Source organism: Occultella kanbiaonis (assembly GCF_009708215.1).
In the GTDB taxonomy this organism is placed as follows: Bacteria; Actinomycetota; Actinomycetes; order Actinomycetales; family Beutenbergiaceae; genus Occultella; species Occultella kanbiaonis.
The window spans coordinates 1715113-1732192 of sequence record NZ_CP046175.1 but is presented as its reverse complement, the minus strand read 5'-3'; the positions used below and the strand labels follow the sequence as shown (position 1 = coordinate 1732192).

Here is a 17080-nt window from a genome sequence, read left to right as displayed (position 1 = left end):
AGTCCCACCATGGCGCCGGGGCCGCTCTGTGCCCGTTCTACGTCGTGAGCTCGCGCCCGAGCTCCTGCACGACCTGCTTGGCCATGTCCTTGCCCATCGCCGCCACGATGTCGGCCGCGAGGGCCGCCGGATCGGTGGCGGCGCCCGGGTCGCGGCCGAGCAGCCTCGCGGTGTCCTGCCGGATCTGCCACAGGTAGGTCGGGCCGGCGCTGGTCTGCATCCACTCCATGAGCAACTTGACGTTGGCGTCGAGGGTGGCGAGCTGCTTGGCCTGGGCGTCGGTGAATGCCATGTCGGGATCCTCTGCTGTTGGTGATGGGTTGGGACTGTCGGCGCCGAGGGTGACGCCCCGTGCGGCGAACCACACGATCGGGTCGAGGGTGGTGGTGGTGCCGGCGTAGCGGACCTCAACGTGCACGTGCGGGCCCGTGACGTTGCCGGTGGAGCCAACTGCGCCGGACGGTTGGCCGGCTACCACGTGCTGGCCTGCTCGGACGCCGATGTAGGACATGTGCCCGGTGTAGATGTCGTAGGCGCCGGAGCGGATCAGCACGAACATGCCGGAGCGGCCCACGGCGAGCCCGGAGCCGGCCCACCCGGTGGCCACGACGGTCCCGGAAACGGCCGCCACGAGCAGGTCACCCTCGGGCGCGGTGATGTCCACGCCGGCGTGGAACTGGCCGGTCCACTTCCCGTTGCTGGTCTTGATCGGGGCCCGCTGCCCGTAGCCCTTGACGGCCAGGCCGGCCTTGCTGAGCGGCGATGTCGAGCCCGCCGCAGGTGAAACGATCACGAGTCCTCCCGGAGTAGTAGCACCGACAGCGCGGACGCCTGGACGTCGAACGTGCGGGCGTCGGAGTAGATGAACTGGCGCAGCGGGTCACCGGCGTTGCAGTGCATCACCCGGGTGAACTGGAAGACGTCGCGGCGATCGGCGCCCGTGGTGGCCTGCATCTTGCGCCAGGCGAAGCCGGCGGCGGTATCGACGTTGGCGATATCGGCGCCGTGCCCGGTCGAGCGGGCGACGCCGGCGGTTGTGTCGTCCCAGAGCCTCACCGAGGCGGTGACCAGATAGATGCCGGCGACCGGCACAGCGTAGGTGTTGGCGATCGGGTCCCAGACACCGCCGCCCTGATCAACGGTGACCAGCGCCTTGGGCACCGTGACGAAGGACGACTGGGGCAGCACCCATGTGCCCTTGACGCCGGTTGCGGACGTCGCCTCGAAGTAGACCAGCGGTGTGCTCGCGCCGGCGATCGGGGCACCGTTGACGGTCACCCCGCCGAGCGCGGCGATGTCGAGGACGTCGGTGCCGGCGTCCCCCATCAGGGTCACCCCGGGCAGTGTTAGCGCCCCGGCGACGTCGAGCCCGCCGGCGAGCTCCAGGCCGGCGAGCGTGGTGGAGCCGGTCACCTCCAAGTCGCCGTCCACGGTGGCGCCGCCGGGCGCGGTGATCGTCAGCTGGTGCGCCCCGCCGACCGCGGCCACGATGCGCGCCCCATCGGAGTCTCCGAGGTACCACGCGGGCGGCACTCCGTTGATGGTGGCGGTGGTGTGGTAGAAGCCGTGGTGAGTGAGCGCGGCTGGTTGCCAGTCGGCCCGACCGGCCGTGACCGAGCCGGCGGTGAGGGTGCCGTCTGCCGCCACGGTGGAGTCTGCCCGCAACGTGGGCGCCCCGAGTCCGCCGGGATCCATGCCCACGTTGCCGCCACCGACGCTCAACGTGGCCGGCATCCCGTGATTGACCGGCACCGGGTCATCGTTATCGGTGTAGGAAAGCGCGCGGACGCTGAGACGGCCATTCTTCGTGATCATCACGTAGGTGCGCTCCTGTGCCGTGTCGCCGCTCGGACCGACGAGGGCCAGGCCGAGAATGCCCGGCCCCCACTGCCCGCCCGCAATGCGGTTATCCATGCCGTAGGCGAGGCCGGCCGGACTTTCCTCGCCACCTTCAACGGTAGTAAAGACAATCCCGGGTGTTGTTTCGTCCCACTGATCAGCGCCGAACGTCATTGTTCCGGTTGCATTCTGCGCAGTCACCGTGGTGATGGGGTTTCGGAATCCCATTGTTCACCGCCTCAGAGAGCGCAGTTGCACAGTGAGGGTGCCGCGGGCGCCGTCGCTGGCGCTATCCCACCGAGCGATCAGGAATTGAGTGGAGCGCACCTGCAAGCCGGCGGGCCAGTCCGCGACGTCGAAGTTCCCGGCCGAGCTGCCGTCGAGCAGCGCGAGCGGGTCAACGGACGACTCGTACAGGCGCACCGACGTCGGCGTGGTGGAGTCGCAGGCGGCCACCATGTGATCGATCAGCCACAGCTCGTCCTGCTCCACCTCGGGCAGCCGCAGCTCGCACGCGCCGCCGACCGCGGGCGTGGTGCGGCCCTGCACGGTGCGGAAGTCGGCCAGTGTCCAGCCGCGGGCGGTGCCGGCCCGCGACTCCGGCAGGATCAGGCTCACGCCCCGGGCACCAGCCGCATCAGGAACGGACGCGAGCGGCCGCGGCGCTCGTAGGCGTCCTTGAGCAGCCACGCGCCGGCCACGACCAGGACCAGGCCGGCGGTCAGGGCCACCCGCCGGTCACCGATGAACGGCCTCACTCGGAACCGCCGGGCAGGCGCGGGGACTGCGGCGTGGTCTCCCCCGTCGCCGGCGTCGGGTCGGGCACGAGCTCGCGCACGTGCGGGACCACCGACGCCGGCTCCGGGGCTGGGGCGATCGCGCGGGCGGCCGCGTTGGGCAGGCTGGAGCCGGCGCCGACGCCGATGGCGCCCGTGGCGACCAGGCCGAGCACGTCGGGGATCGGCTGGCTGAGTCCGCCGAGCACGCCGATGGTGACGACGCAGAGCGCGGCGAGAGCGTAGGCGTAGGGGGTGACGTTCTTCATGGGGTTGCCTCCTGTGTGCGGGCGGGCCACGGCGGGACGGTCATGCCGGCCTCGCGCATGGTGGTTTCGAGCTGGTAGATCCGGGCGACGGCGTAGCGGTACTCGGTCTCCAGTGCGCCGACCCGCCTCGTGAGCTCTTCCGCGGTGTCGCGGCGAAGAGTCACAGCGATGCGCAGCAGGGCCAGGGCGAGAACGACGAGCGCGCCGGCGTTGGCGATCAGGCCGGGGAGCGAGTCGAGCATCAGTCGACCGCTCCGAGCCACACGGCGCCGGCGGTGACGTCGCCGGCGGTCTCCACGTACAGGCCCTCGGTGATCGAGACGCCACCGGGGCCGAGCCACACCGTGGCGGACTCGCCGGCGGGCACGTCCAGGACGGCCACGACGTCACCCTCGCCGGCCTGCCGGGAGTCGCGCAGGGTGAGCGCCGCGGCGGCCTCGCCGGCGCGCACGGACCAGCCGACCAGGCGCCCGGGGCCGGCCCACGCGAGCGGCCGCCCGGTCGGGCCCACGGGCAGTACCCGGGCGCCCTGGAGTGCGGTGTTGCCGGCGAAGGCCTGTAGCCCGGTGGCGAGCTCGGACTTGACGCGTTCGAGCTCGAGCGGGATGGCGGCCAGGGTCGCGGCGATCCGGTCGCTGATGGTGTCCTTCATTCGCTTGCCTTTCTGGTGGAGACGGCGCGCCAGGCGCCGACGATGATGAGGACCGCGCCGGCGCCGACGACGGCCAACTTGATACCGAGCGCCTGGGCGTCGTCCTGCCACCCGGAGAACGGGTTCAGCCCGTCGAGCAGGCCGCCGCCGCTGCCCGAGCTGCCGCCCGAGCTGCCGCCGCTGCCGGCGCTGCCGCCGAGCCCTTGGGTGCCGGCGCCGCCGCCCTTGCGCCAGTCGGTCTCGCCGCTCTCGGAGCCGTCCGCGGCCGCTTCGGCGGCGGCCAGGTGCTGGCGCCAGGCTCCGGAGGTGTAGACGGTCCATGGGCGCCAGGTGCTCCCGCCGGCGCTGATGGAGACCATGGATCGGGCGTTGTGCTCGGGGTCGGTGAGTGCGAGCTCGTCCCGCACTCCACCGGTGCCGCGTTCGGCGTTGAGGGAGCGGACCTGCCATAGCCCGATGGACGGGCCCCACTTCGACGTCTGTAGCCCGACGTCGCCGCGGGCGTCGGTGCGTAGGCCGGACTCTCCCGCGGCGATCGCGGTGGCGATGGTGGCGTCCGCAGCATCCAGGCCGGCCCGGCGGGCGAGCCCGTATACCTGGGCGGTGGTGAGCGTGGCCATCAGCGCACGCCCCGCACGAGGCCGAGCACGACCAGGGCGAGGCCGGCCACGACTACCACGACCTTGATCCCGAGCTCCTGGGCGTCGTCCTGCCACCCGGAGAACGGGTTCAGCCCGGAGAGCGCCTCCCCGACGCCACCGAGGCCGCCGCCGGACGTGCCGGAGCCGGTGCCGATCTTCCCGCTGCCGGTGCCGTCCGTGAGCCCGTCGAGGGCGAGCACGGCGCCGGACTTCCACTGCACGTGTACGTGGTCGAGGTGGTTCTGTGTCGGGGATCCGCGATCGGCCATCGCGGACCAGCCGCGCCGCGGCGTCCAGAGCTGCTGCCACCAGATCTGGTAGTCAACGCCGAGCGCCTGGTGGTTGGCGGCCACGTAGGCCGAGAGCGCGTCTCCCTGTGCCTTCGTGCACATGAAGTCCACGGCCAGGCCGGCGGGGTGCCCGCCCATGTCGCGGGCGAGCGCGCGCCACCCGCCCACGGTGGAGATCCCGAACCGGCCGGCGAGCAGGGTGGCGGCTTCGCGCACGTGCGGGCGCACGCACGGCCGAGCCCCGGGAGCGCGGGCGGCTCCTGGAGCTCGGTGGGTGTGGCGAGGGCGGGCATCAGTCCGGGACGATCCGGTACTTGGACCAATCGGCGTTCGCGTCCGAGGCGTTCACCGCGGCCGGGTTGTGCAAGATGCCGCGCTCTTGCGCTTCGGTCTTGCCGAGGTGGCGGCGGGTGTTGTCGGTGAACACTTCGTAGATCCCGGGCGTGCCGCGGACCTGGAAGAACCCGAGCGATTCGCGCGGCTGTTCGGCCTCGGGCACGGGCGTCTTGTTGAGCAGGTCGCGCAGCTCGTCATACTGCTTGCCCACGTTCTCCAAGGCCGGCTGCAGCGCGTTGTAGACGTCGCTGGCGCTGGAGTCGTAGGCGCCGCCCGCCGAGGCGGTGTAGCCGCCCGTGGTGGACGTCGCACCCGGCGCCGCCAGCCCGTAGCCAGCGCCGCCGGTGTCGTCGGCGGCGGGCGTGGTGGCAGAGCGACGCGAGAACCACGCCAGCGCGACGACGGCGGCCGCGCCGAGCCCGCCGAGCACCCACTTGTTGTCCTGGACCTTCGCCCACAGCGCCTTGACGTTCATCGCCGGCCCCGCGCGAGCCGCTGGGCGAAGATGCGCAACGCGCCATCGTTGAGCGGGGACGCCGACAGCTCGTCCGCCATGGTGCCGTTGGTCGGGGCGACCGGGCGGGCGATCCCGAGCGGGGCGATCCCGGTGAACCGCTGCGGGGTCGCGGTGGTGCCGTGGAAGGTGCGGCCGCCGTCGCGGGCGGTGTCCACGACGGGCCGGGACCCGTTGAGCTCGCCGTTGGTGCGGCCGGTCAGGGCCGCGAACAGGCCCGCGCCGCGCCGGTCGAGCCCATAGGACACGATGGCCGAGACGCGGGCGTTCACCGCCGCGGCGACGTCGGTACGGGCCACGGGTCAGCGCCCCTGGAGCGTGCGGGTGACGTCCGAGACGCCGCGGGCGCCGGCGCTGATGACGGATCCGAACCGGGAGCCGTTGGCGACGATGACGTACAGCGCGATCAGGCCCGCGCCGTACTTGGTGAGTTGCCGAAGCATGATGTTTCCTCTTTCTACTTGCGCAGGTCTGGAATTGCGGGAACGGTCGGGTCGAGCGCTTTTTCGATGATGGTGTTCGCGTCGCGGAATGCTTCTGCAACGCGACCGGATGCGCCCGAGCCGGACAGGGTTTGCAATGCGATGAGGCCGAGCCAGGTGACGAACAGTGTTGACAGGAGCCCGCGCACTATTCGTCACCGCCGACGACGTTGAGCCGGCCGAGCATGTCGCCGGCCAGGACCTGGGTGAGCACCCAAATGCCAAAGACGACCAGGACGATTCCGCCGCTATTCATTTCAGCCGATCCTTTCTGATCCGGTGCCCTGAATATCGAGCGGTGTTCTGTTGAGGAACTTTGCGGCCAGGAGCTGCTTGACGGCCGGCGCCCCGCCGCGCATGTAGGTGAGTGCGAGGACGTAGGCCAGCGTGCCGAGCAGGACGTTTCCGCCGGCTCGGGCGGCGCCGCGCAGCGGGCGGGTGACCCGCCGCCGCGTGGCCTTCGCCTTCGTGGCGGACTTGCCGGCGGGCCCGGGTAGGCGGGACGGCTTGGCCGGCGGCTCGGGCGCGGGCGCGGACGCCGGCGGCGCGCCGCCGGCCCGCGTGCCAGCCGTGGTGGCTGGTGCCCGGCCCGAGGACGCGCGGCCGGCCGCCGCGGTGCGGGTGCCGGCTGCCTGACGGGTAGCAGCGGCACCCGCGCCGCGGGCGACAGTGCCGCCCGCGGCCGCGGCGGCTGGGATGGCCACGGGTCAGCCCTTCGCGTTTCCGAGCGCGAGGGTTGCCGTGGTGCCGCCCACCCGTACCGACGTCGAGAACGCCATCAGGCCGAACGTGACGGCCGCGATGGCGCCGAACCAGACGAGCGGGTTACGCGCCGTCCAGGTCCCCTCGGCGTTGGCACCCTCCGCCGGCGACGCGACCGTGTTCAGCTCGGTGGGTGCCGAGCTGACGGGTCCGCCGCCGTGGAGCGCGTACTTGGCGTCCACGCCGGCCGGGGCCCACGTGGTAGCCAGAGGGCTGGTGGTCATGGGTCAGACCGCCTGCCCGGCCAGGAACACGGTCTCCTGGACGATCTCCACCGCCGGGGAGGTCAGGGCCACGTCGGAGTTGATCGTGGTGACCAGGCGCAGCTCGGAGGTGGTGCCCATGTCCACGACGTCACGGAACGCGTTCTCGTGGGCGAAGTCGTGGCAGCCGAAGCCCCACAGCGCGCCGATGTCGGAGTTGTACCGACGCTCGGAGTCCACCCGCATGTGCGTCCCGTCGTGGAACGCGTCGGGCGTCTCGTTGTTGGCGTAGCGCCAGGCCTGCCGGCCGAAGTTCGCGGCGTTCATCGCCAGCGGCGCGGCCGGGGTGCCGTTGTAGACCTGGAAGAAGATCCGCAGCAGCGACTTGCCCGCGCCCTGCCCGATGAGGCGGAGCTCGTTCTCGCCGGCCTGCACGCCGTTGGCGTAGCGGGACTGGATCAGCGAGTGGAACACCGACAGGTCGGGAACGACGATCTGCCCGTCCTGCCCGATCGGGATGGAGTACTTGGTGGACGACACCTGGAAGGTGCCGTCGATGTCCACCGCGGCGTCACCGGTGATGGCGAACAGGTCCGCCTTCTGGGCGTAGTCCAGGGTGAGGGTCAGGTCCGAGCTCGAGGTGGCGAGGAAGATCGCGCCGGCCAGGTCCTGCTCGTCCTCCGCGACCGGGACGTGCCACACGAGCTCCACGTCGTAGGTCCCGGCGGCCAGGCCGGAGCTGTTCGCGCCGACGCCCCACGCCTCGGACGCGATCGCGAGCGTGCCGTTGGACTTGGCGGAGCCGCCGAAGGTCTGGGACACGCCGCGGTCGGTGAGGTCCGAGCGCTTCATGATGTCGCGGACCTTCAGCTTCAGGCCGGACACGTTGATGATGTTGGACGCGCCGTTGGCGGTGAACCGCAGCGCGCGCAGCAGGTCGTAGGGCCAGCGGGCGGTGGACGCCACGGTGCCGGTGCCCGGGGCCACGGTGACCGAGCCGGTGAACCGGACATCGATCCCGGCGAGGATGTCGGACTTGCGCAGCTCAACGACGGTCTGCGTCTCGGAGCCGTCGTAGGTGAACGACCGCTCCAGGCTGATGTGCCGGCGGGTGCGGGCGAAGAACTCCGGGGGTCGCACGGACGACGCCGGGACGGCGATGCCCTGCATGTACCGCTGCGGCGCGGCGGCGGTCGGGGTGGCGATGGTTGCCATGTTGGTTGATGCCTTTCAGCCGTTGCGGCGGGTGAGGTAGTCGTTCAGGGTGCGAAGCCCGGGAACGTGGTCCCCGAGCCGGTCCGCGGCGATGTTGAACACCACCGGGGCGAGGATGGACACGCCGCCCACGGCGAGCCAGAAACTGAGCGGCTTCATCGGTGGGTCAGCCCTTGAGCCCCGGGATGGACGGGAGCTTGATCCCGCCACCCTTCGCGGCGTCGACGGCCAGGACCACGACGAGGGCGATCCCGGCCGTGTAGAGAAGCTTCTTCATGGTGTCTCCTAGGTAGGTGCACGGTGGCGAGCCAGCGCGGCCGGTGCGGCCGGGTGCGGTGAGGATCGGGCGTCGGTGGGGCCGGGCCGATCCTCGCCACACCCGGCCCCACCGGAAGCGGCTAACAGGCGCACTGTCGCGGGACCTAGGTTCGGAAGTCCACGACACGCCGAGGTTTCACAGGGGTGTATTCGACAGCGAGGCCTTGGCTCGCAGCGCGGCCCGGGCCGCGAGGTACTCGGCGTTCGACGTCGCCGGCACCCGGGCCGCGGCCGCCGCCGCCTCCGCCTCAGCTCGTGCCCGAGCTCGGGCCCGCAGCTCCACCCGTTCGGCGGCCACCCGTTGCGACGGGGACACCACCACGGTGCCGTTGTCGTCTCGCCACCACGCGAGCCGGCTGGTCAGCCAGGCGCCCACGTTGCCGACACCGTTGGCGCCGGAGTGCGGCTGCCGGCCGGTCGGGCGTTGGTCGATCGCGTGCGCCAGGTCCGAGAGCGTCCACCCGGCCAGCAGGAACTCCCGGATCACCGATCGGACGTGCTTGGCCGTCACGCGTCGCAACACCGGGTAGCGGCGCCGCAGGTGCTCCGCGGCCACCATGGCCTCGTCCCGGCGTCTTGCCGTCATCCCACCCGGCCACGCGCCCTGGCGCCGCTGCTCGCCCGGGTGACCGGTCGCCGCGCTGGCGAGGTCGCCTACCGGGGCGAGCCTTGCGGCGCGCGGCGCTTCAATAGGGCTTTCCTGCCGCGCAGCGGCTCCGATGGAGCCTCCCAGCCCGGCCTCGCGCGTGCGTGCGGGGGTCATCCCAACCCTTACCAGGGGAGGGGTCTCGTTTACGTCCACAGGCGCGAGCCGGCGGGGCACCGCGAGCAGGTACACCGCGGCCTCGTTGATGCCGTCCCGGCCGTCCTTCGCGGCCGCCGCGTAGGCGCGTGAGCGGCCCGTGGCGACGATCCCGAGCAAGCCCCACGCGCGCAGCCGGCCGAGCCAGTACGCCACCCGGGCGCGGGAGACGCCGGCGCGCTCCGCCAGGAACGCCCACGTCGGCCGGGACGTGATGCACGCAGACGCGCCCAGAGCGCGCTCACGCAGCCCGTCAGCGATCGCGAGCACCGTCCGGCGCCCATCGGCACGGCAGTGCGTCGTAGCGGCGTCCTCCACCGCTTCCAGCCAGTCGGTCATCCGCCGGGCGCGGGTCGAGCCGCCCGGCAACGCCCCGCATCAGGTGGAACGTCGAGGTTCGCTCCGTGCGACGGTTCGCCCGACGCACACGGGGCGGCGCCGGCCTAGTAGCCGGCGCCGCCAGGGCCGCAGCGCTCACCCGAACTCAGGCCAGGCGCGGCGCCTGAGCGTGGCCGGCTGCACCGTGACGGGCACGAGCTCGCCCGCCGGCGTCACGTCGTAGAACAGCCGGAACGGCACGAACTTCCCGCGCCTCGTCGGGGCCAGGTCCCGGGTGTGCCCGTCGCCGTCGCCTAGCAGCTCCGCGACGATCACGGCCGCGCCGTCCGCCGCCGCGCTCACGAGCCACGCTCCACCAGGGAGAGCTCCCCGAGCGTCGCCGTGTACGTCGCGAAAGCACCAGAGCGGGAGTTCCGCTTGGTCGAGCGCAGCGTGACCGTGGACCGGTGCACCTTGACCACGACGTAGAACGCCAGGCCGCTCCCCCGCGTCACCAGGTCACCCGGTGACGGCACGTACCCGCTCACCGGGTCTGCTCCGGCTCAGGCACGAACGGCACCGGAGTGCCCGCCCACGCCTGCCACACGCCGAGCGCCGCGCCGAGCACGGCCGAGCCGACGACGACGACCGCGAGCCGGCCCCAGCGCCCGCTCACTTGAGCCCCAACCGGCGCTTGCGGTCCGCGGCGTGCTCAGCACACAGCGGCTGGCCGGGACCCTTGCCGTCCGAGACGACGAACGCGGCCCGGCGCGGTGCGTAGGTCCGCTCGCCGGCGCCGAGCTTCGCCAGGACCGACGCCGCGCACACGTCGCAGACGGTTGGGTTCTTCGCCTGGAGTTTCTTTGCCCATGGTGCCCGCGGGGCCGGCTTCGGCTTCGGGGTCCGCGCGGCCGGCCGCTTGTAGCCGGGCACCGCTGCCATCCCGGGGAGCATCGGTTCGGTGACCCTCACGCGGCCCACCACCCGGCGAGCAGCGTGGCCGCCAGCGGCACCGACGCGAGCACGCAGAGCACGGCGGCGCGGGCCATCGCCCGCAGCGCCCGGCTCACGCGACGAGCTCCGCGTCGAGCTCCGCCAGCTCCGCCGGCGTCAGCGCGTACTTGAGCCGGACGACCGCCTCAGGCGTGCCAGTCAGCCGCGCCAGGTCCGCCACCATGCGGTCGATCACCCGGCGCCGCTCCGCCTCCAGGCGCAGCAGGTGCACGAGCGTCGGCCCGCTCACGACTGACGCTCCCGAGCGAGCTTCTCAACGTCCGAGCGGCGGAAGCGGTAGCGACCGCTTGCCAGTACCTGGACCTGGACCGAGCCCTTCTGTGCCCATCGCTGCAAAGTGCGAGGGGTGACAGCCGGCAGCAAAGTGACGGCTTGCGTCGTTGTTAGCCATGTCGAGTCATCATCGTTCGCCATGCGTCACAGGGTGACGCCTCGCGTCACTCACGTCAACATACGAACTACTAGTGGCGTGTCGCGTACGGTGCTACCGTGACGCGTATGACGCTATTGACGGGAATTACGGAACCGCGATCGCTCGACGAGGCGATCGGTCAACGCGCTCACCAGGTCATGTTCCTGAAGCGCATCACGGCGCGAGAGATGGCCCCGGTGCTCGGAGTGTCCGCGTCCGTAGTCGGGCGCAAGCTCCGTGGTCAGGTTGCGTGGTCAGCCGGCGATGTCGTCGCCGCCGCGCGCCACCTCAATGTGGGCGGAGGCTTCCTGCTCGGAGAGACAGATGATCCCCGCCCGGTTGGACCGGACGGGGATCATGTGGAGTACACCCCCTGGGACTCGAACCCAGAACCCAGTGATTCAGAGGATGCGCAGGTCAGAGCCGTCGTAGACCTGGACGCCGAGCGGGAGCGCCGGCGCGGCAACCGCGCTACCGACACGGCGGTGCCGGCATGAGCGCCGCCGGCCAGGACGCGCTTGACCACGCGCTCGAAGGTGTGCCGTTGACCGCGGATCAACTGCGGATCGTCGCGTGGTTGAAGGGCTGGGACGCCGACGTTCTGTTCAACGTCTCCGACATCATCAGCCGCGCCCGGATCGTGGGGCTGGACCGTGGGGCTGGACTGGACTCCAACCCTGAGCCGAAGGCGATCCGGTGAGCGGGCACTCGTCACAGGCCGGCCTCGCGGCGTGGTCCGGCGCTCCGGGGACCGGTGTGCACCGGGTGACCGTGGCCGAGCTCGCCGGCGAGTGGGCGGCGCGGTGCACGTGCGGGTCGGTGGCGTTCGGTGCCGACGCGACGGCAGCTCGTGATGGCCTGCATGTGTCCGGCGTCACGTCGGGTGCCGGCTTTCAGGTGCCCGGAATCGCCCGATAGGCACTGGCGTGACAATGACGTGGGCAGTGGCGGTAGCGGGTTTCGTGTTGGCTCTCCGGTCGGCTGGACGGTCTGAGCAGACGATCGCGCTTCGCCGCTACCACCTGGACCGGCTCGCCGCGGTGATGCGGCCCCGCGGGCCCTGGCAGGTCACCGGAGCGCAGCTCGTGGCGTGGACCGGCGGTCAGACGTGGGCGGCCGAGACGCGCCGCTCGCACCGGTCGAGCTTCACCCAGTTCTACCGATGGGCGATCGAGGCCGGCCACACCGACACCGACCCGACCCGGGCCCTGCAGGCGGTCAAGCCCGGGCAGCCGCGGCCGCGCCAACGCCGGAGCGCGCCCTGACCGCCGCCCTTGCCCGGGCACAGCCCCGCGAGCACCTGGCGCTGCGGCTCGGGGCCGAGGCCGGCCTCCGCCGCGGGGAGATGGTGCTCGTGCACGCCCGGGACCTGGTGGACGACCTGATCGGTTGGACGCTCGTGGTACACGGCAAGGGCGACCGCGAGAGGGACGTCCCGTTGTCGGACTCCCTCCGCCGGCGCGATCCGGCGAGCGTGCGAGGCCGGCGGCGGGTTCGCATTCCCGGGCCGGATCGATGGGCACCTGTCCGCGCACTACCTCGCCAAGCGGGTCTCGGACCTGCTGCCCGATGGCGTCAGCACGCACACGCTCCGGCACCGGTTCGCCACCCGGGCCCACGCCGTTGAGCGGGACCTACTCAGCGTCCAGCAGCTCCTAGGGCACGCCTCACCGTCCACGACGCAGCGCTACGTGCTGGTGCAACCGGACGCGTTGCGCCGGACCGTGCTCGCGATCGCGAGCTAGTCGCCGTAGCTCGCGAGCAGGATCGCGGACACCCGGGCGATGGAGACGCCGGCCGCGGCCGCGGCGCCCCGCTGGGACATGCCGCCGTCGACGGCTTCGCAGATGAGCCGGTCCCGTTGCTCCCGTTTGGCGTCGTAGGAGTCCTTGGCGCTGGTGACCGCCGCGCCGGCGGTCGAGAGGCGGGTTTTCATGTCGGTGAGCACTGCGGTAGCCACGGAATCTAGCCAATCTCGGGTGACACGTTCACCCGCGTGAACGGCGCTGTTCACTTCCATGAACACCCAGCCCCGATGGCAGATTACACAACCGTGAGCACCCGATCGAAGAAAACTGTCAGAGTCCGTGGCACGTGTCGCGACGGGCACACGACCGAGGGTCAGTCCGACCCCGGCCGGCTCACCGCCGAGCTGGTGTGTGCCGTCGAGGGGTGTGGTCTGCCGGTCAAGGGCCGGCGCATCCCGGCCGACACTCCCCCGCCCGGTGACGTCGTGACCGCCAAGCCGGCGGCCGCCGACGCCGACCCCTACACCGTCCGAGAGGTGACCGACTATGGCACGCAACCCAAGCAGCGACGACAGCAGCAGCAGCCAGCTCCAGGACCCGAGCCCGAGCAGCCCGCGGGCGATCCCGAGCCCGAGCCCTGCTGTTCCGGGAGCCGGACCCGGCGACGATGGCAGAGACGGCGGCCCCGTCACCTTCCGACGCCGGCGACCCGTGGAGCGCCAGCGGCGACGTCGCGGACCCCGGCCCATCCCCGACTTCCTCGGCGGGATCATCCGGTAAGCCGGTCGCACCCAAGGCGATCATCAAGAAGGCCGCCCGTGACGGCGTACTCGGGGCCGGCGTCGTGGTGCACGAGGTGGCCGCCCGTGACGACGTGGACCGGGACTCCGGGATCTGGCTCACCGACGACGACGACGCGAAGGCGATCGGTGACCCGCTGGGCAACATCGCCGCCCGCCGGTCGATGATCACCTCAGCGGCGAACCCCGATGTCGTGGACGCGATCGCGGCCGGCGTCGGCCTGGTCATGTACCTCGGCAAGCAGCTCGTGAAGTGGCGCAGCAACCGCCAGGCGAAGGCTGAGCGGGCGGCCGCCGCGGCGACCGTGCCCACCGACGACGGCGAGCAGCTCGACGACCTGGACGCCGGCGTTACCTCGAGCACGAGCCCCACGGCGTGGTGACGTCCAGCGCGCACGAGCAGGACCAGGGCATGCCGCTGGGCGACCTGGACCCGTCCCGGCCGATGATCGTGAGCGCGTGGGGTCGCAAGGGGTCGGGGAAGTCGGTGTTCAACCGCCGGCTCTACCAGTCCTACCCGTTCGACAAGGTCGCGATCGATGTCAACGGCAACGCCGAGCCGGGCGACGACGCCGAGCAGCTCACGGGCCCGGTGCCGGACGCGTTCCCGGCCGCGCCGGCGCGCAACGGGCGCCGCGTCACCCGGAACCTGCACTACCGGGCCGATCCCGGGTCAGACACCTACGTGGACGACCTGGACCGGGCGGTAGGCTGGGTCTGTACCCGCAGGACCGGCCGGCGGCGGGTGTGGGCGGGCGAGGTGGGCGAGTTCATGGCCCACCGCGGCGAAGATCGGCCCGCACATGCGCCGGTTGCTGATGCAGAACCGGCACTACCGCACGACGGCGTTCTTCGACGGGCCCCCCGCGGTGAACGTCTCCCCGCTCGTGCTCGCGCAGAGTGACCTGGTGGCGGTGTTCCAGTTGCCGAACCCCGACGACCGGGACGGATCGCCAAGACGATCGGTTACCCGGCCGATCGGTTCCACGCTGAGTGTCATGAGACGTGGGGCCGCGGCCCGCACTGGTTCCTGTTGTGGGTCACCGCCGAGAATCAGCTCTATCGGATGGCCCCGCTGCCCGTCTGAGCGCACGAAAGCGGCCCCGGCACCTGGTGAGTCCCACCATGGCGCCGGGGCCGCTCTGTGCCCGTTCTACGTCGTGAGCTCGCGCCCGAGCTCCTGCACGACCTGCTTGGCCATGTCCTTGCCCATCGCCGCCACGATGTCGGCCGCGAGGGCCGCCGGATCGGTGGCGGCGCCCGGGTCGCGGCCGAGCAGCCTCGCGGTGTCCTGCCGGATCTGCCACAGGTAGGTCGGGCCGGCGCTGGTCTGCATCCACTCCATGAGCAACTTGACGTTGGCGTCGAGGGTGGCGAGCTGCTTGGCCTGGGCGTCGGTGAATGCCATGTCGGGATCCTCTGCTGTTGGTGATGGGTTGGGACTGTCGGCGCCGAGGGTGACGCCCCGTGCGGCGAACCACACGATCGGGTCGAGGGTGGTGGTGGTGCCGGCGTAGCGGACCTCAACGTGCACGTGCGGGCCCGTGACGTTGCCGGTGGAGCCAACTGCGCCGGACGGTTGGCCGGCTACCACGTGCTGGCCTGCTCGGACGCCGATGTAGGACATGTGCCCGGTGTAGATGTCGTAGGCGCCGGAGCGGATCAGCACGAACATGCCGGAGCGGCCCACGGCGAGCCCGGAGCCGGCCCACCCGGTGGCCACGACGGTCCCGGAAACGGCCGCCACGAGCAGGTCACCCTCGGGCGCGGTGATGTCCACGCCGGCGTGGAACTGGCCGGTCCACTTCCCGTTGCTGGTCTTGATCGGGGCCCGCTGCCCGTAGCCCTTGACGGCCAGGCCGGCCTTGCTGAGCGGCGATGTCGAGCCCGCCGCAGGTGAAACGATCACGAGTCCTCCCGGAGTAGTAGCACCGACAGCGCGGACGCCTGGACGTCGAACGTGCGGGCGTCGGAGTAGATGAACTGGCGCAGCGGGTCACCGGCGTTGCAGTGCATCACCCGGGTGAACTGGAAGACGTCGCGGCGATCGGCGCCCGTGGTGGCCTGCATCTTGCGCCAGGCGAAGCCGGCGGCGGTATCGACGTTGGCGATATCGGCGCCGTGCCCGGTCGAGCGGGCGACGCCGGCGGTTGTGTCGTCCCAGAGCCTCACCGAGGCGGTGACCAGATAGATGCCGGCGACCGGCACAGCGTAGGTGTTGGCGATCGGGTCCCAGACACCGCCGCCCTGATCAACGGTGACCAGCGCCTTGGGCACCGTGACGAAGGACGACTGGGGCAGCACCCATGTGCCCTTGACGCCGGTTGCGGACGTCGCCTCGAAGTAGACCAGCGGTGTGCTCGCGCCGGCGATCGGGGCACCGTTGACGGTCACCCCGCCGAGCGCGGCGATGTCGAGGACGTCGGTGCCGGCGTCCCCCATCAGGGTCACCCCGGGCAGTGTTAGCGCCCCGGCGACGTCGAGCCCGCCGGCGAGCTCCAGGCCGGCGAGCGTGGTGGAGCCGGTCACCTCCAAGTCGCCGTCCACGGTGGCGCCGCCGGGCGCGGTGATCGTCAGCTGGTGCGCCCCGCCGACCGCGGCCACGATGCGCGCCCCATCGGAGTCTCCGAGGTACCACGCGGGCGGCACTCCGTTGATGGTGGCGGTGGTGTGGTAGAAGCCGTGGTGAGTGAGCGCGGCTGGTTGCCAGTCGGCCCGACCGGCCGTGACCGAGCCGGCGGTGAGGGTGCCGTCTGCCGCCACGGTGGAGTCTGCCCGCAACGTGGGCGCCCCGAGTCCGCCGGGATCCATGCCCACGTTGCCGCCACCGACGCTCAACGTGGCCGGCATCCCGTGATTGACCGGCACCGGGTCATCGTTATCGGTGTAGGAAAGCGCGCGGACGCTGAGACGGCCATTCTTCGTGATCATCACGTAGGTGCGCTCCTGTGCCGTGTCGCCGCTCGGACCGACGAGGGCCAGGCCGAGAATGCCCGGCCCCCACTGCCCGCCCGCAATGCGGTTATCCATGCCGTAGGCGAGGCCGGCCGGACTTTCCTCGCCACCTTCAACGGTAGTAAAGACAATCCCGGGTGTTGTTTCGTCCCACTGATCAGCGCCGAACGTCATTGTTCCGGTTGCATTCTGCGCAGTCACCGTGGTGATGGGGTTTCGGAATCCCATTGTTCACCGCCTCAGAGAGCGCAGTTGCACAGTGAGGGTGCCGCGGGCGCCGTCGCTGGCGCTATCCCACCGAGCGATCAGGAATTGAGTGGAGCGCACCTGCAAGCCGGCGGGCCAGTCCGCGACGTCGAAGTTCCCGGCCGAGCTGCCGTCGAGCAGCGCGAGCGGGTCAACGGACGACTCGTACAGGCGCACCGACGTCGGCGTGGTGGAGTCGCAGGCGGCCACCATGTGATCGATCAGCCACAGCTCGTCCTGCTCCACCTCGGGCAGCCGCAGCTCGCACGCGCCGCCGACCGCGGGCGTGGTGCGGCCCTGCACGGTGCGGAAGTCGGCCAGTGTCCAGCCGCGGGCGGTGCCGGCCCGCGACTCCGGCAGGATCAGGCTCACGCCCCGGGCACCAGCCGCATCAGGAACGGACGCGAGCGGCCGCGGCGCTCGTAGGCGTCCTTGAGCAGCCACGCGCCGGCCACGACCAGGACCAGGCCGGCGGTCAGGGCCACCCG

At 71.6% G+C, this 17080-nt stretch carries 34 protein-coding genes; 6 read left to right on the top strand and 28 right to left on the bottom strand.

Going from position 1 to position 17080, the window contains the following annotated elements; genetic code table 11:
* Nucleotides 1–37 precede the first annotated feature (37 nt).
* The 24 genes from GKS42_RS07835 to GKS42_RS26900 all read right to left on the bottom strand — a co-directional run bounded on the left by GKS42_RS07835 (nucleotide 38) and on the right by GKS42_RS26900 (nucleotide 10845).
* On the bottom strand, nucleotides 38–793 hold the full coding sequence (locus GKS42_RS07835; RefSeq protein WP_154793310.1) for a M23 family metallopeptidase: 756 nt from the start codon (nucleotides 791–793) through the stop codon (nucleotides 38–40).
* Nucleotides 790–2067, bottom strand: a complete 1278-nt coding sequence (locus GKS42_RS07830; RefSeq protein ID WP_154793309.1) for a hypothetical protein — start codon at nucleotides 2065–2067, stop codon at nucleotides 790–792. Before GKS42_RS07830 ends, GKS42_RS07835 begins: the two co-directional genes overlap by 4 nt.
* Nucleotides 2068–2070: 3 nt before the next feature.
* Nucleotides 2071–2457: a hypothetical protein gene (locus tag GKS42_RS07825; RefSeq protein WP_154793308.1), complete on the bottom strand. Its 387-nt coding sequence runs from the start codon at nucleotides 2455–2457 to the stop codon at nucleotides 2071–2073.
* A complete protein-coding gene (locus GKS42_RS07820) occupies nucleotides 2454–2597 on the bottom strand; it encodes a hypothetical protein (RefSeq protein WP_154793318.1) in 144 nt (47 codons plus the stop codon). The genes GKS42_RS07825 and GKS42_RS07820 overlap by 4 nt, the downstream gene beginning before the upstream one ends.
* Nucleotides 2594–2884, bottom strand: coding sequence for a hypothetical protein (locus tag GKS42_RS07815; RefSeq protein ID WP_154793307.1), 291 nt, complete (start codon nucleotides 2882–2884; stop codon nucleotides 2594–2596). The genes GKS42_RS07820 and GKS42_RS07815 overlap by 4 nt, the downstream gene beginning before the upstream one ends.
* Nucleotides 2881–3126, bottom strand: a complete 246-nt coding sequence (locus GKS42_RS07810) for a hypothetical protein (protein WP_154793306.1) — start codon at nucleotides 3124–3126, stop codon at nucleotides 2881–2883. Before GKS42_RS07810 ends, GKS42_RS07815 begins: the two co-directional genes overlap by 4 nt.
* Nucleotides 3126–3536 carry a hypothetical protein gene (locus GKS42_RS07805; protein ID WP_154793305.1) on the bottom strand — a complete coding sequence of 137 codons (411 nt, stop codon included), beginning with the start codon at nucleotides 3534–3536 and terminating at the stop codon, nucleotides 3126–3128. The genes GKS42_RS07810 and GKS42_RS07805 overlap by 1 nt, the downstream gene beginning before the upstream one ends.
* Nucleotides 3533–4156 (bottom strand): transglycosylase SLT domain-containing protein, encoded by a 624-nt coding sequence (locus tag GKS42_RS07800; RefSeq protein WP_154793304.1) that lies wholly within the window; start codon nucleotides 4154–4156, stop codon nucleotides 3533–3535. Before GKS42_RS07800 ends, GKS42_RS07805 begins: the two co-directional genes overlap by 4 nt.
* On the bottom strand, nucleotides 4156–4695 hold the full coding sequence (locus tag GKS42_RS07795; RefSeq protein ID WP_487247352.1) for a VldE C-terminal domain-containing protein: 540 nt from the start codon (nucleotides 4693–4695) through the stop codon (nucleotides 4156–4158). The genes GKS42_RS07800 and GKS42_RS07795 overlap by 1 nt, the downstream gene beginning before the upstream one ends.
* 64 nt (nucleotides 4696–4759) lie before the next feature.
* Nucleotides 4760–5278, bottom strand: coding sequence for a hypothetical protein (locus GKS42_RS07790; protein WP_154793302.1), 519 nt, complete (start codon nucleotides 5276–5278; stop codon nucleotides 4760–4762).
* Nucleotides 5275–5616, bottom strand: coding sequence for a hypothetical protein (locus GKS42_RS07785; protein WP_154793301.1), 342 nt, complete (start codon nucleotides 5614–5616; stop codon nucleotides 5275–5277). Before GKS42_RS07785 ends, GKS42_RS07790 begins: the two co-directional genes overlap by 4 nt.
* A gap of 3 nt (nucleotides 5617–5619) precedes the next feature.
* Nucleotides 5620–5760 (bottom strand): hypothetical protein, encoded by a 141-nt coding sequence (locus GKS42_RS07780; protein WP_154793300.1) that lies wholly within the window; start codon nucleotides 5758–5760, stop codon nucleotides 5620–5622.
* 14 nt (nucleotides 5761–5774) lie between these two features.
* Nucleotides 5775–5948 (bottom strand): hypothetical protein, encoded by a 174-nt coding sequence (locus tag GKS42_RS07775; RefSeq protein ID WP_154793299.1) that lies wholly within the window; start codon nucleotides 5946–5948, stop codon nucleotides 5775–5777.
* Between the two features lie 108 nt (nucleotides 5949–6056).
* Nucleotides 6057–6503, bottom strand: a complete 447-nt coding sequence (locus GKS42_RS07770; RefSeq protein ID WP_154793298.1) for a hypothetical protein — start codon at nucleotides 6501–6503, stop codon at nucleotides 6057–6059.
* A 3-nt stretch (nucleotides 6504–6506) separates the two neighbouring features.
* Nucleotides 6507–6785, bottom strand: a complete 279-nt coding sequence (locus tag GKS42_RS07765; RefSeq protein WP_154793297.1) for a hypothetical protein — start codon at nucleotides 6783–6785, stop codon at nucleotides 6507–6509.
* Between the two features lie 3 nt (nucleotides 6786–6788).
* A complete protein-coding gene (locus GKS42_RS07760; protein WP_154793296.1) occupies nucleotides 6789–7979 on the bottom strand; it encodes a hypothetical protein in 1191 nt (396 codons plus the stop codon).
* A gap of 15 nt (nucleotides 7980–7994) precedes the next feature.
* Complete coding sequence (locus GKS42_RS07755; RefSeq protein WP_154793295.1) at nucleotides 7995–8138, bottom strand: hypothetical protein; 144 nt, start codon at nucleotides 8136–8138, stop codon at nucleotides 7995–7997.
* Between the two features lie 295 nt (nucleotides 8139–8433).
* On the bottom strand, nucleotides 8434–9438 hold the full coding sequence (locus tag GKS42_RS07750) for a hypothetical protein (RefSeq protein WP_154793316.1): 1005 nt from the start codon (nucleotides 9436–9438) through the stop codon (nucleotides 8434–8436).
* A gap of 135 nt (nucleotides 9439–9573) precedes the next feature.
* A complete protein-coding gene (locus tag GKS42_RS07745; protein WP_154793292.1) occupies nucleotides 9574–9780 on the bottom strand; it encodes a hypothetical protein in 207 nt (68 codons plus the stop codon).
* Complete coding sequence (locus GKS42_RS07740; RefSeq protein ID WP_154793291.1) at nucleotides 9777–9965, bottom strand: hypothetical protein; 189 nt, start codon at nucleotides 9963–9965, stop codon at nucleotides 9777–9779. The genes GKS42_RS07745 and GKS42_RS07740 overlap by 4 nt, the downstream gene beginning before the upstream one ends.
* Entirely contained in the window at nucleotides 9962–10093 is a 132-nt protein-coding gene (locus GKS42_RS26775; protein WP_290368048.1) for a hypothetical protein, read from the bottom strand. The genes GKS42_RS07740 and GKS42_RS26775 overlap by 4 nt, the downstream gene beginning before the upstream one ends.
* Nucleotides 10090–10389: a hypothetical protein gene (locus GKS42_RS07735; RefSeq protein ID WP_154793290.1), complete on the bottom strand. Its 300-nt coding sequence runs from the start codon at nucleotides 10387–10389 to the stop codon at nucleotides 10090–10092. Before GKS42_RS07735 ends, GKS42_RS26775 begins: the two co-directional genes overlap by 4 nt.
* Nucleotides 10390–10483: 94 nt before the next feature.
* On the bottom strand, nucleotides 10484–10660 hold the full coding sequence (locus GKS42_RS07730; protein ID WP_154793289.1) for a hypothetical protein: 177 nt from the start codon (nucleotides 10658–10660) through the stop codon (nucleotides 10484–10486).
* On the bottom strand, nucleotides 10657–10845 hold the full coding sequence (locus GKS42_RS26900; RefSeq protein ID WP_154793288.1) for a helix-turn-helix domain-containing protein: 189 nt from the start codon (nucleotides 10843–10845) through the stop codon (nucleotides 10657–10659). The genes GKS42_RS07730 and GKS42_RS26900 overlap by 4 nt, the downstream gene beginning before the upstream one ends.
* Nucleotides 10846–10929: 84 nt before the next feature.
* Here GKS42_RS26900 and GKS42_RS07720 point away from each other — a divergent pair, with 84 nt between their 5' ends.
* The 4 genes from GKS42_RS07720 to GKS42_RS26895 all read left to right on the top strand — a co-directional run bounded on the left by GKS42_RS07720 (nucleotide 10930) and on the right by GKS42_RS26895 (nucleotide 12588).
* Nucleotides 10930–11340, top strand: coding sequence for a helix-turn-helix domain-containing protein (locus tag GKS42_RS07720; RefSeq protein ID WP_154793315.1), 411 nt, complete (start codon nucleotides 10930–10932; stop codon nucleotides 11338–11340).
* Entirely contained in the window at nucleotides 11337–11543 is a 207-nt protein-coding gene (locus tag GKS42_RS07715; protein ID WP_154793314.1) for a hypothetical protein, read from the top strand. The genes GKS42_RS07720 and GKS42_RS07715 overlap by 4 nt, the downstream gene beginning before the upstream one ends.
* A gap of 232 nt (nucleotides 11544–11775) precedes the next feature.
* Entirely contained in the window at nucleotides 11776–12108 is a 333-nt protein-coding gene (locus tag GKS42_RS25985; protein ID WP_168217674.1) for a site-specific integrase, read from the top strand.
* Nucleotides 12109–12306: 198 nt separating this feature from the next.
* Nucleotides 12307–12588, top strand: a complete 282-nt coding sequence (locus GKS42_RS26895; protein WP_210769389.1) for a tyrosine-type recombinase/integrase — start codon at nucleotides 12307–12309, stop codon at nucleotides 12586–12588.
* Here the strand turns inward: GKS42_RS26895 and GKS42_RS07705 are convergent.
* A complete protein-coding gene (locus GKS42_RS07705) occupies nucleotides 12585–12803 on the bottom strand; it encodes a hypothetical protein (protein WP_154793313.1) in 219 nt (72 codons plus the stop codon). The genes GKS42_RS26895 and GKS42_RS07705 overlap by 4 nt on opposite strands.
* A gap of 455 nt (nucleotides 12804–13258) precedes the next feature.
* On the opposite strand from GKS42_RS07705, the gene GKS42_RS07700 reads away from it, so the two are divergent.
* Together GKS42_RS07700 and GKS42_RS07695 are read left to right on the top strand one after the other, a co-directional pair.
* Nucleotides 13259–13774 carry a hypothetical protein gene (locus GKS42_RS07700; protein ID WP_154793312.1) on the top strand — a complete coding sequence of 172 codons (516 nt, stop codon included), beginning with the start codon at nucleotides 13259–13261 and terminating at the stop codon, nucleotides 13772–13774.
* On the top strand, nucleotides 13768–14295 hold the full coding sequence (locus GKS42_RS07695; RefSeq protein ID WP_154793311.1) for a hypothetical protein: 528 nt from the start codon (nucleotides 13768–13770) through the stop codon (nucleotides 14293–14295). Before GKS42_RS07700 ends, GKS42_RS07695 begins: the two co-directional genes overlap by 7 nt.
* 249 nt (nucleotides 14296–14544) lie before the next feature.
* On the opposite strand, the gene GKS42_RS07690 is transcribed toward GKS42_RS07695, so the two are convergent.
* Genes GKS42_RS07690 through GKS42_RS07680 form a run of 3 tightly spaced genes read right to left on the bottom strand, consistent with a single transcriptional unit; the run spans nucleotide 14545 to nucleotide 16964 of the window.
* On the bottom strand, nucleotides 14545–15300 hold the full coding sequence (locus tag GKS42_RS07690) for a M23 family metallopeptidase (protein ID WP_154793310.1): 756 nt from the start codon (nucleotides 15298–15300) through the stop codon (nucleotides 14545–14547).
* Nucleotides 15297–16574: a hypothetical protein gene (locus GKS42_RS07685; protein ID WP_154793309.1), complete on the bottom strand. Its 1278-nt coding sequence runs from the start codon at nucleotides 16572–16574 to the stop codon at nucleotides 15297–15299. The genes GKS42_RS07690 and GKS42_RS07685 overlap by 4 nt, the downstream gene beginning before the upstream one ends.
* Nucleotides 16575–16577: 3 nt before the next feature.
* Entirely contained in the window at nucleotides 16578–16964 is a 387-nt protein-coding gene (locus tag GKS42_RS07680) for a hypothetical protein (protein ID WP_154793308.1), read from the bottom strand.
* Between the last annotated feature and the right edge of the window lie 116 nt (nucleotides 16965–17080).

Excerpts from the sequence above, each read along its gene's own strand:
- GKS42_RS07830 (WP_154793309.1), bottom strand. The coding sequence starts at position 2,067 with ATGGGATTCCGAAACCCCATCACCACGGTGACTGCGCAGAATGCAACC.
- GKS42_RS07815 (WP_154793307.1), bottom strand. The coding sequence starts at position 2,884 with ATGAAGAACGTCACCCCCTACGCCTACGCTCTCGCCGCGCTCTGCGTC.
- GKS42_RS07810 (WP_154793306.1), bottom strand. The coding sequence starts at position 3,126 with ATGCTCGACTCGCTCCCCGGCCTGATCGCCAACGCCGGCGCGCTCGTC.
- GKS42_RS07805 (WP_154793305.1), bottom strand. The coding sequence starts at position 3,536 with ATGAAGGACACCATCAGCGACCGGATCGCCGCGACCCTGGCCGCCATC.
- GKS42_RS07800 (WP_154793304.1), bottom strand. The coding sequence starts at position 4,156 with ATGGCCACGCTCACCACCGCCCAGGTATACGGGCTCGCCCGCCGGGCC.
- GKS42_RS07790 (WP_154793302.1), bottom strand. The coding sequence starts at position 5,278 with ATGAACGTCAAGGCGCTGTGGGCGAAGGTCCAGGACAACAAGTGGGTG.
- GKS42_RS07780 (WP_154793300.1), bottom strand. The coding sequence starts at position 5,760 with ATGCTTCGGCAACTCACCAAGTACGGCGCGGGCCTGATCGCGCTGTAC.
- GKS42_RS07765 (WP_154793297.1), bottom strand. The coding sequence starts at position 6,785 with ATGACCACCAGCCCTCTGGCTACCACGTGGGCCCCGGCCGGCGTGGAC.
- GKS42_RS07760 (WP_154793296.1), bottom strand. The coding sequence starts at position 7,979 with ATGGCAACCATCGCCACCCCGACCGCCGCCGCGCCGCAGCGGTACATG.
- GKS42_RS07755 (WP_154793295.1), bottom strand. The coding sequence starts at position 8,138 with ATGAAGCCGCTCAGTTTCTGGCTCGCCGTGGGCGGCGTGTCCATCCTC.
- GKS42_RS07750 (WP_154793316.1), bottom strand. The coding sequence starts at position 9,438 with ATGACCGACTGGCTGGAAGCGGTGGAGGACGCCGCTACGACGCACTGC.
- GKS42_RS26900 (WP_154793288.1), bottom strand. The coding sequence starts at position 10,845 with ATGGCGAACGATGATGACTCGACATGGCTAACAACGACGCAAGCCGTC.
- GKS42_RS07720 (WP_154793315.1), top strand. The coding sequence starts at position 10,930 with ATGACGCTATTGACGGGAATTACGGAACCGCGATCGCTCGACGAGGCG.
- GKS42_RS07715 (WP_154793314.1), top strand. The coding sequence starts at position 11,337 with ATGAGCGCCGCCGGCCAGGACGCGCTTGACCACGCGCTCGAAGGTGTG.
- GKS42_RS25985 (WP_168217674.1), top strand. The coding sequence starts at position 11,776 with ATGACGTGGGCAGTGGCGGTAGCGGGTTTCGTGTTGGCTCTCCGGTCG.
- GKS42_RS07700 (WP_154793312.1), top strand. The coding sequence starts at position 13,259 with ATGGCAGAGACGGCGGCCCCGTCACCTTCCGACGCCGGCGACCCGTGG.
- GKS42_RS07685 (WP_154793309.1), bottom strand. The coding sequence starts at position 16,574 with ATGGGATTCCGAAACCCCATCACCACGGTGACTGCGCAGAATGCAACC.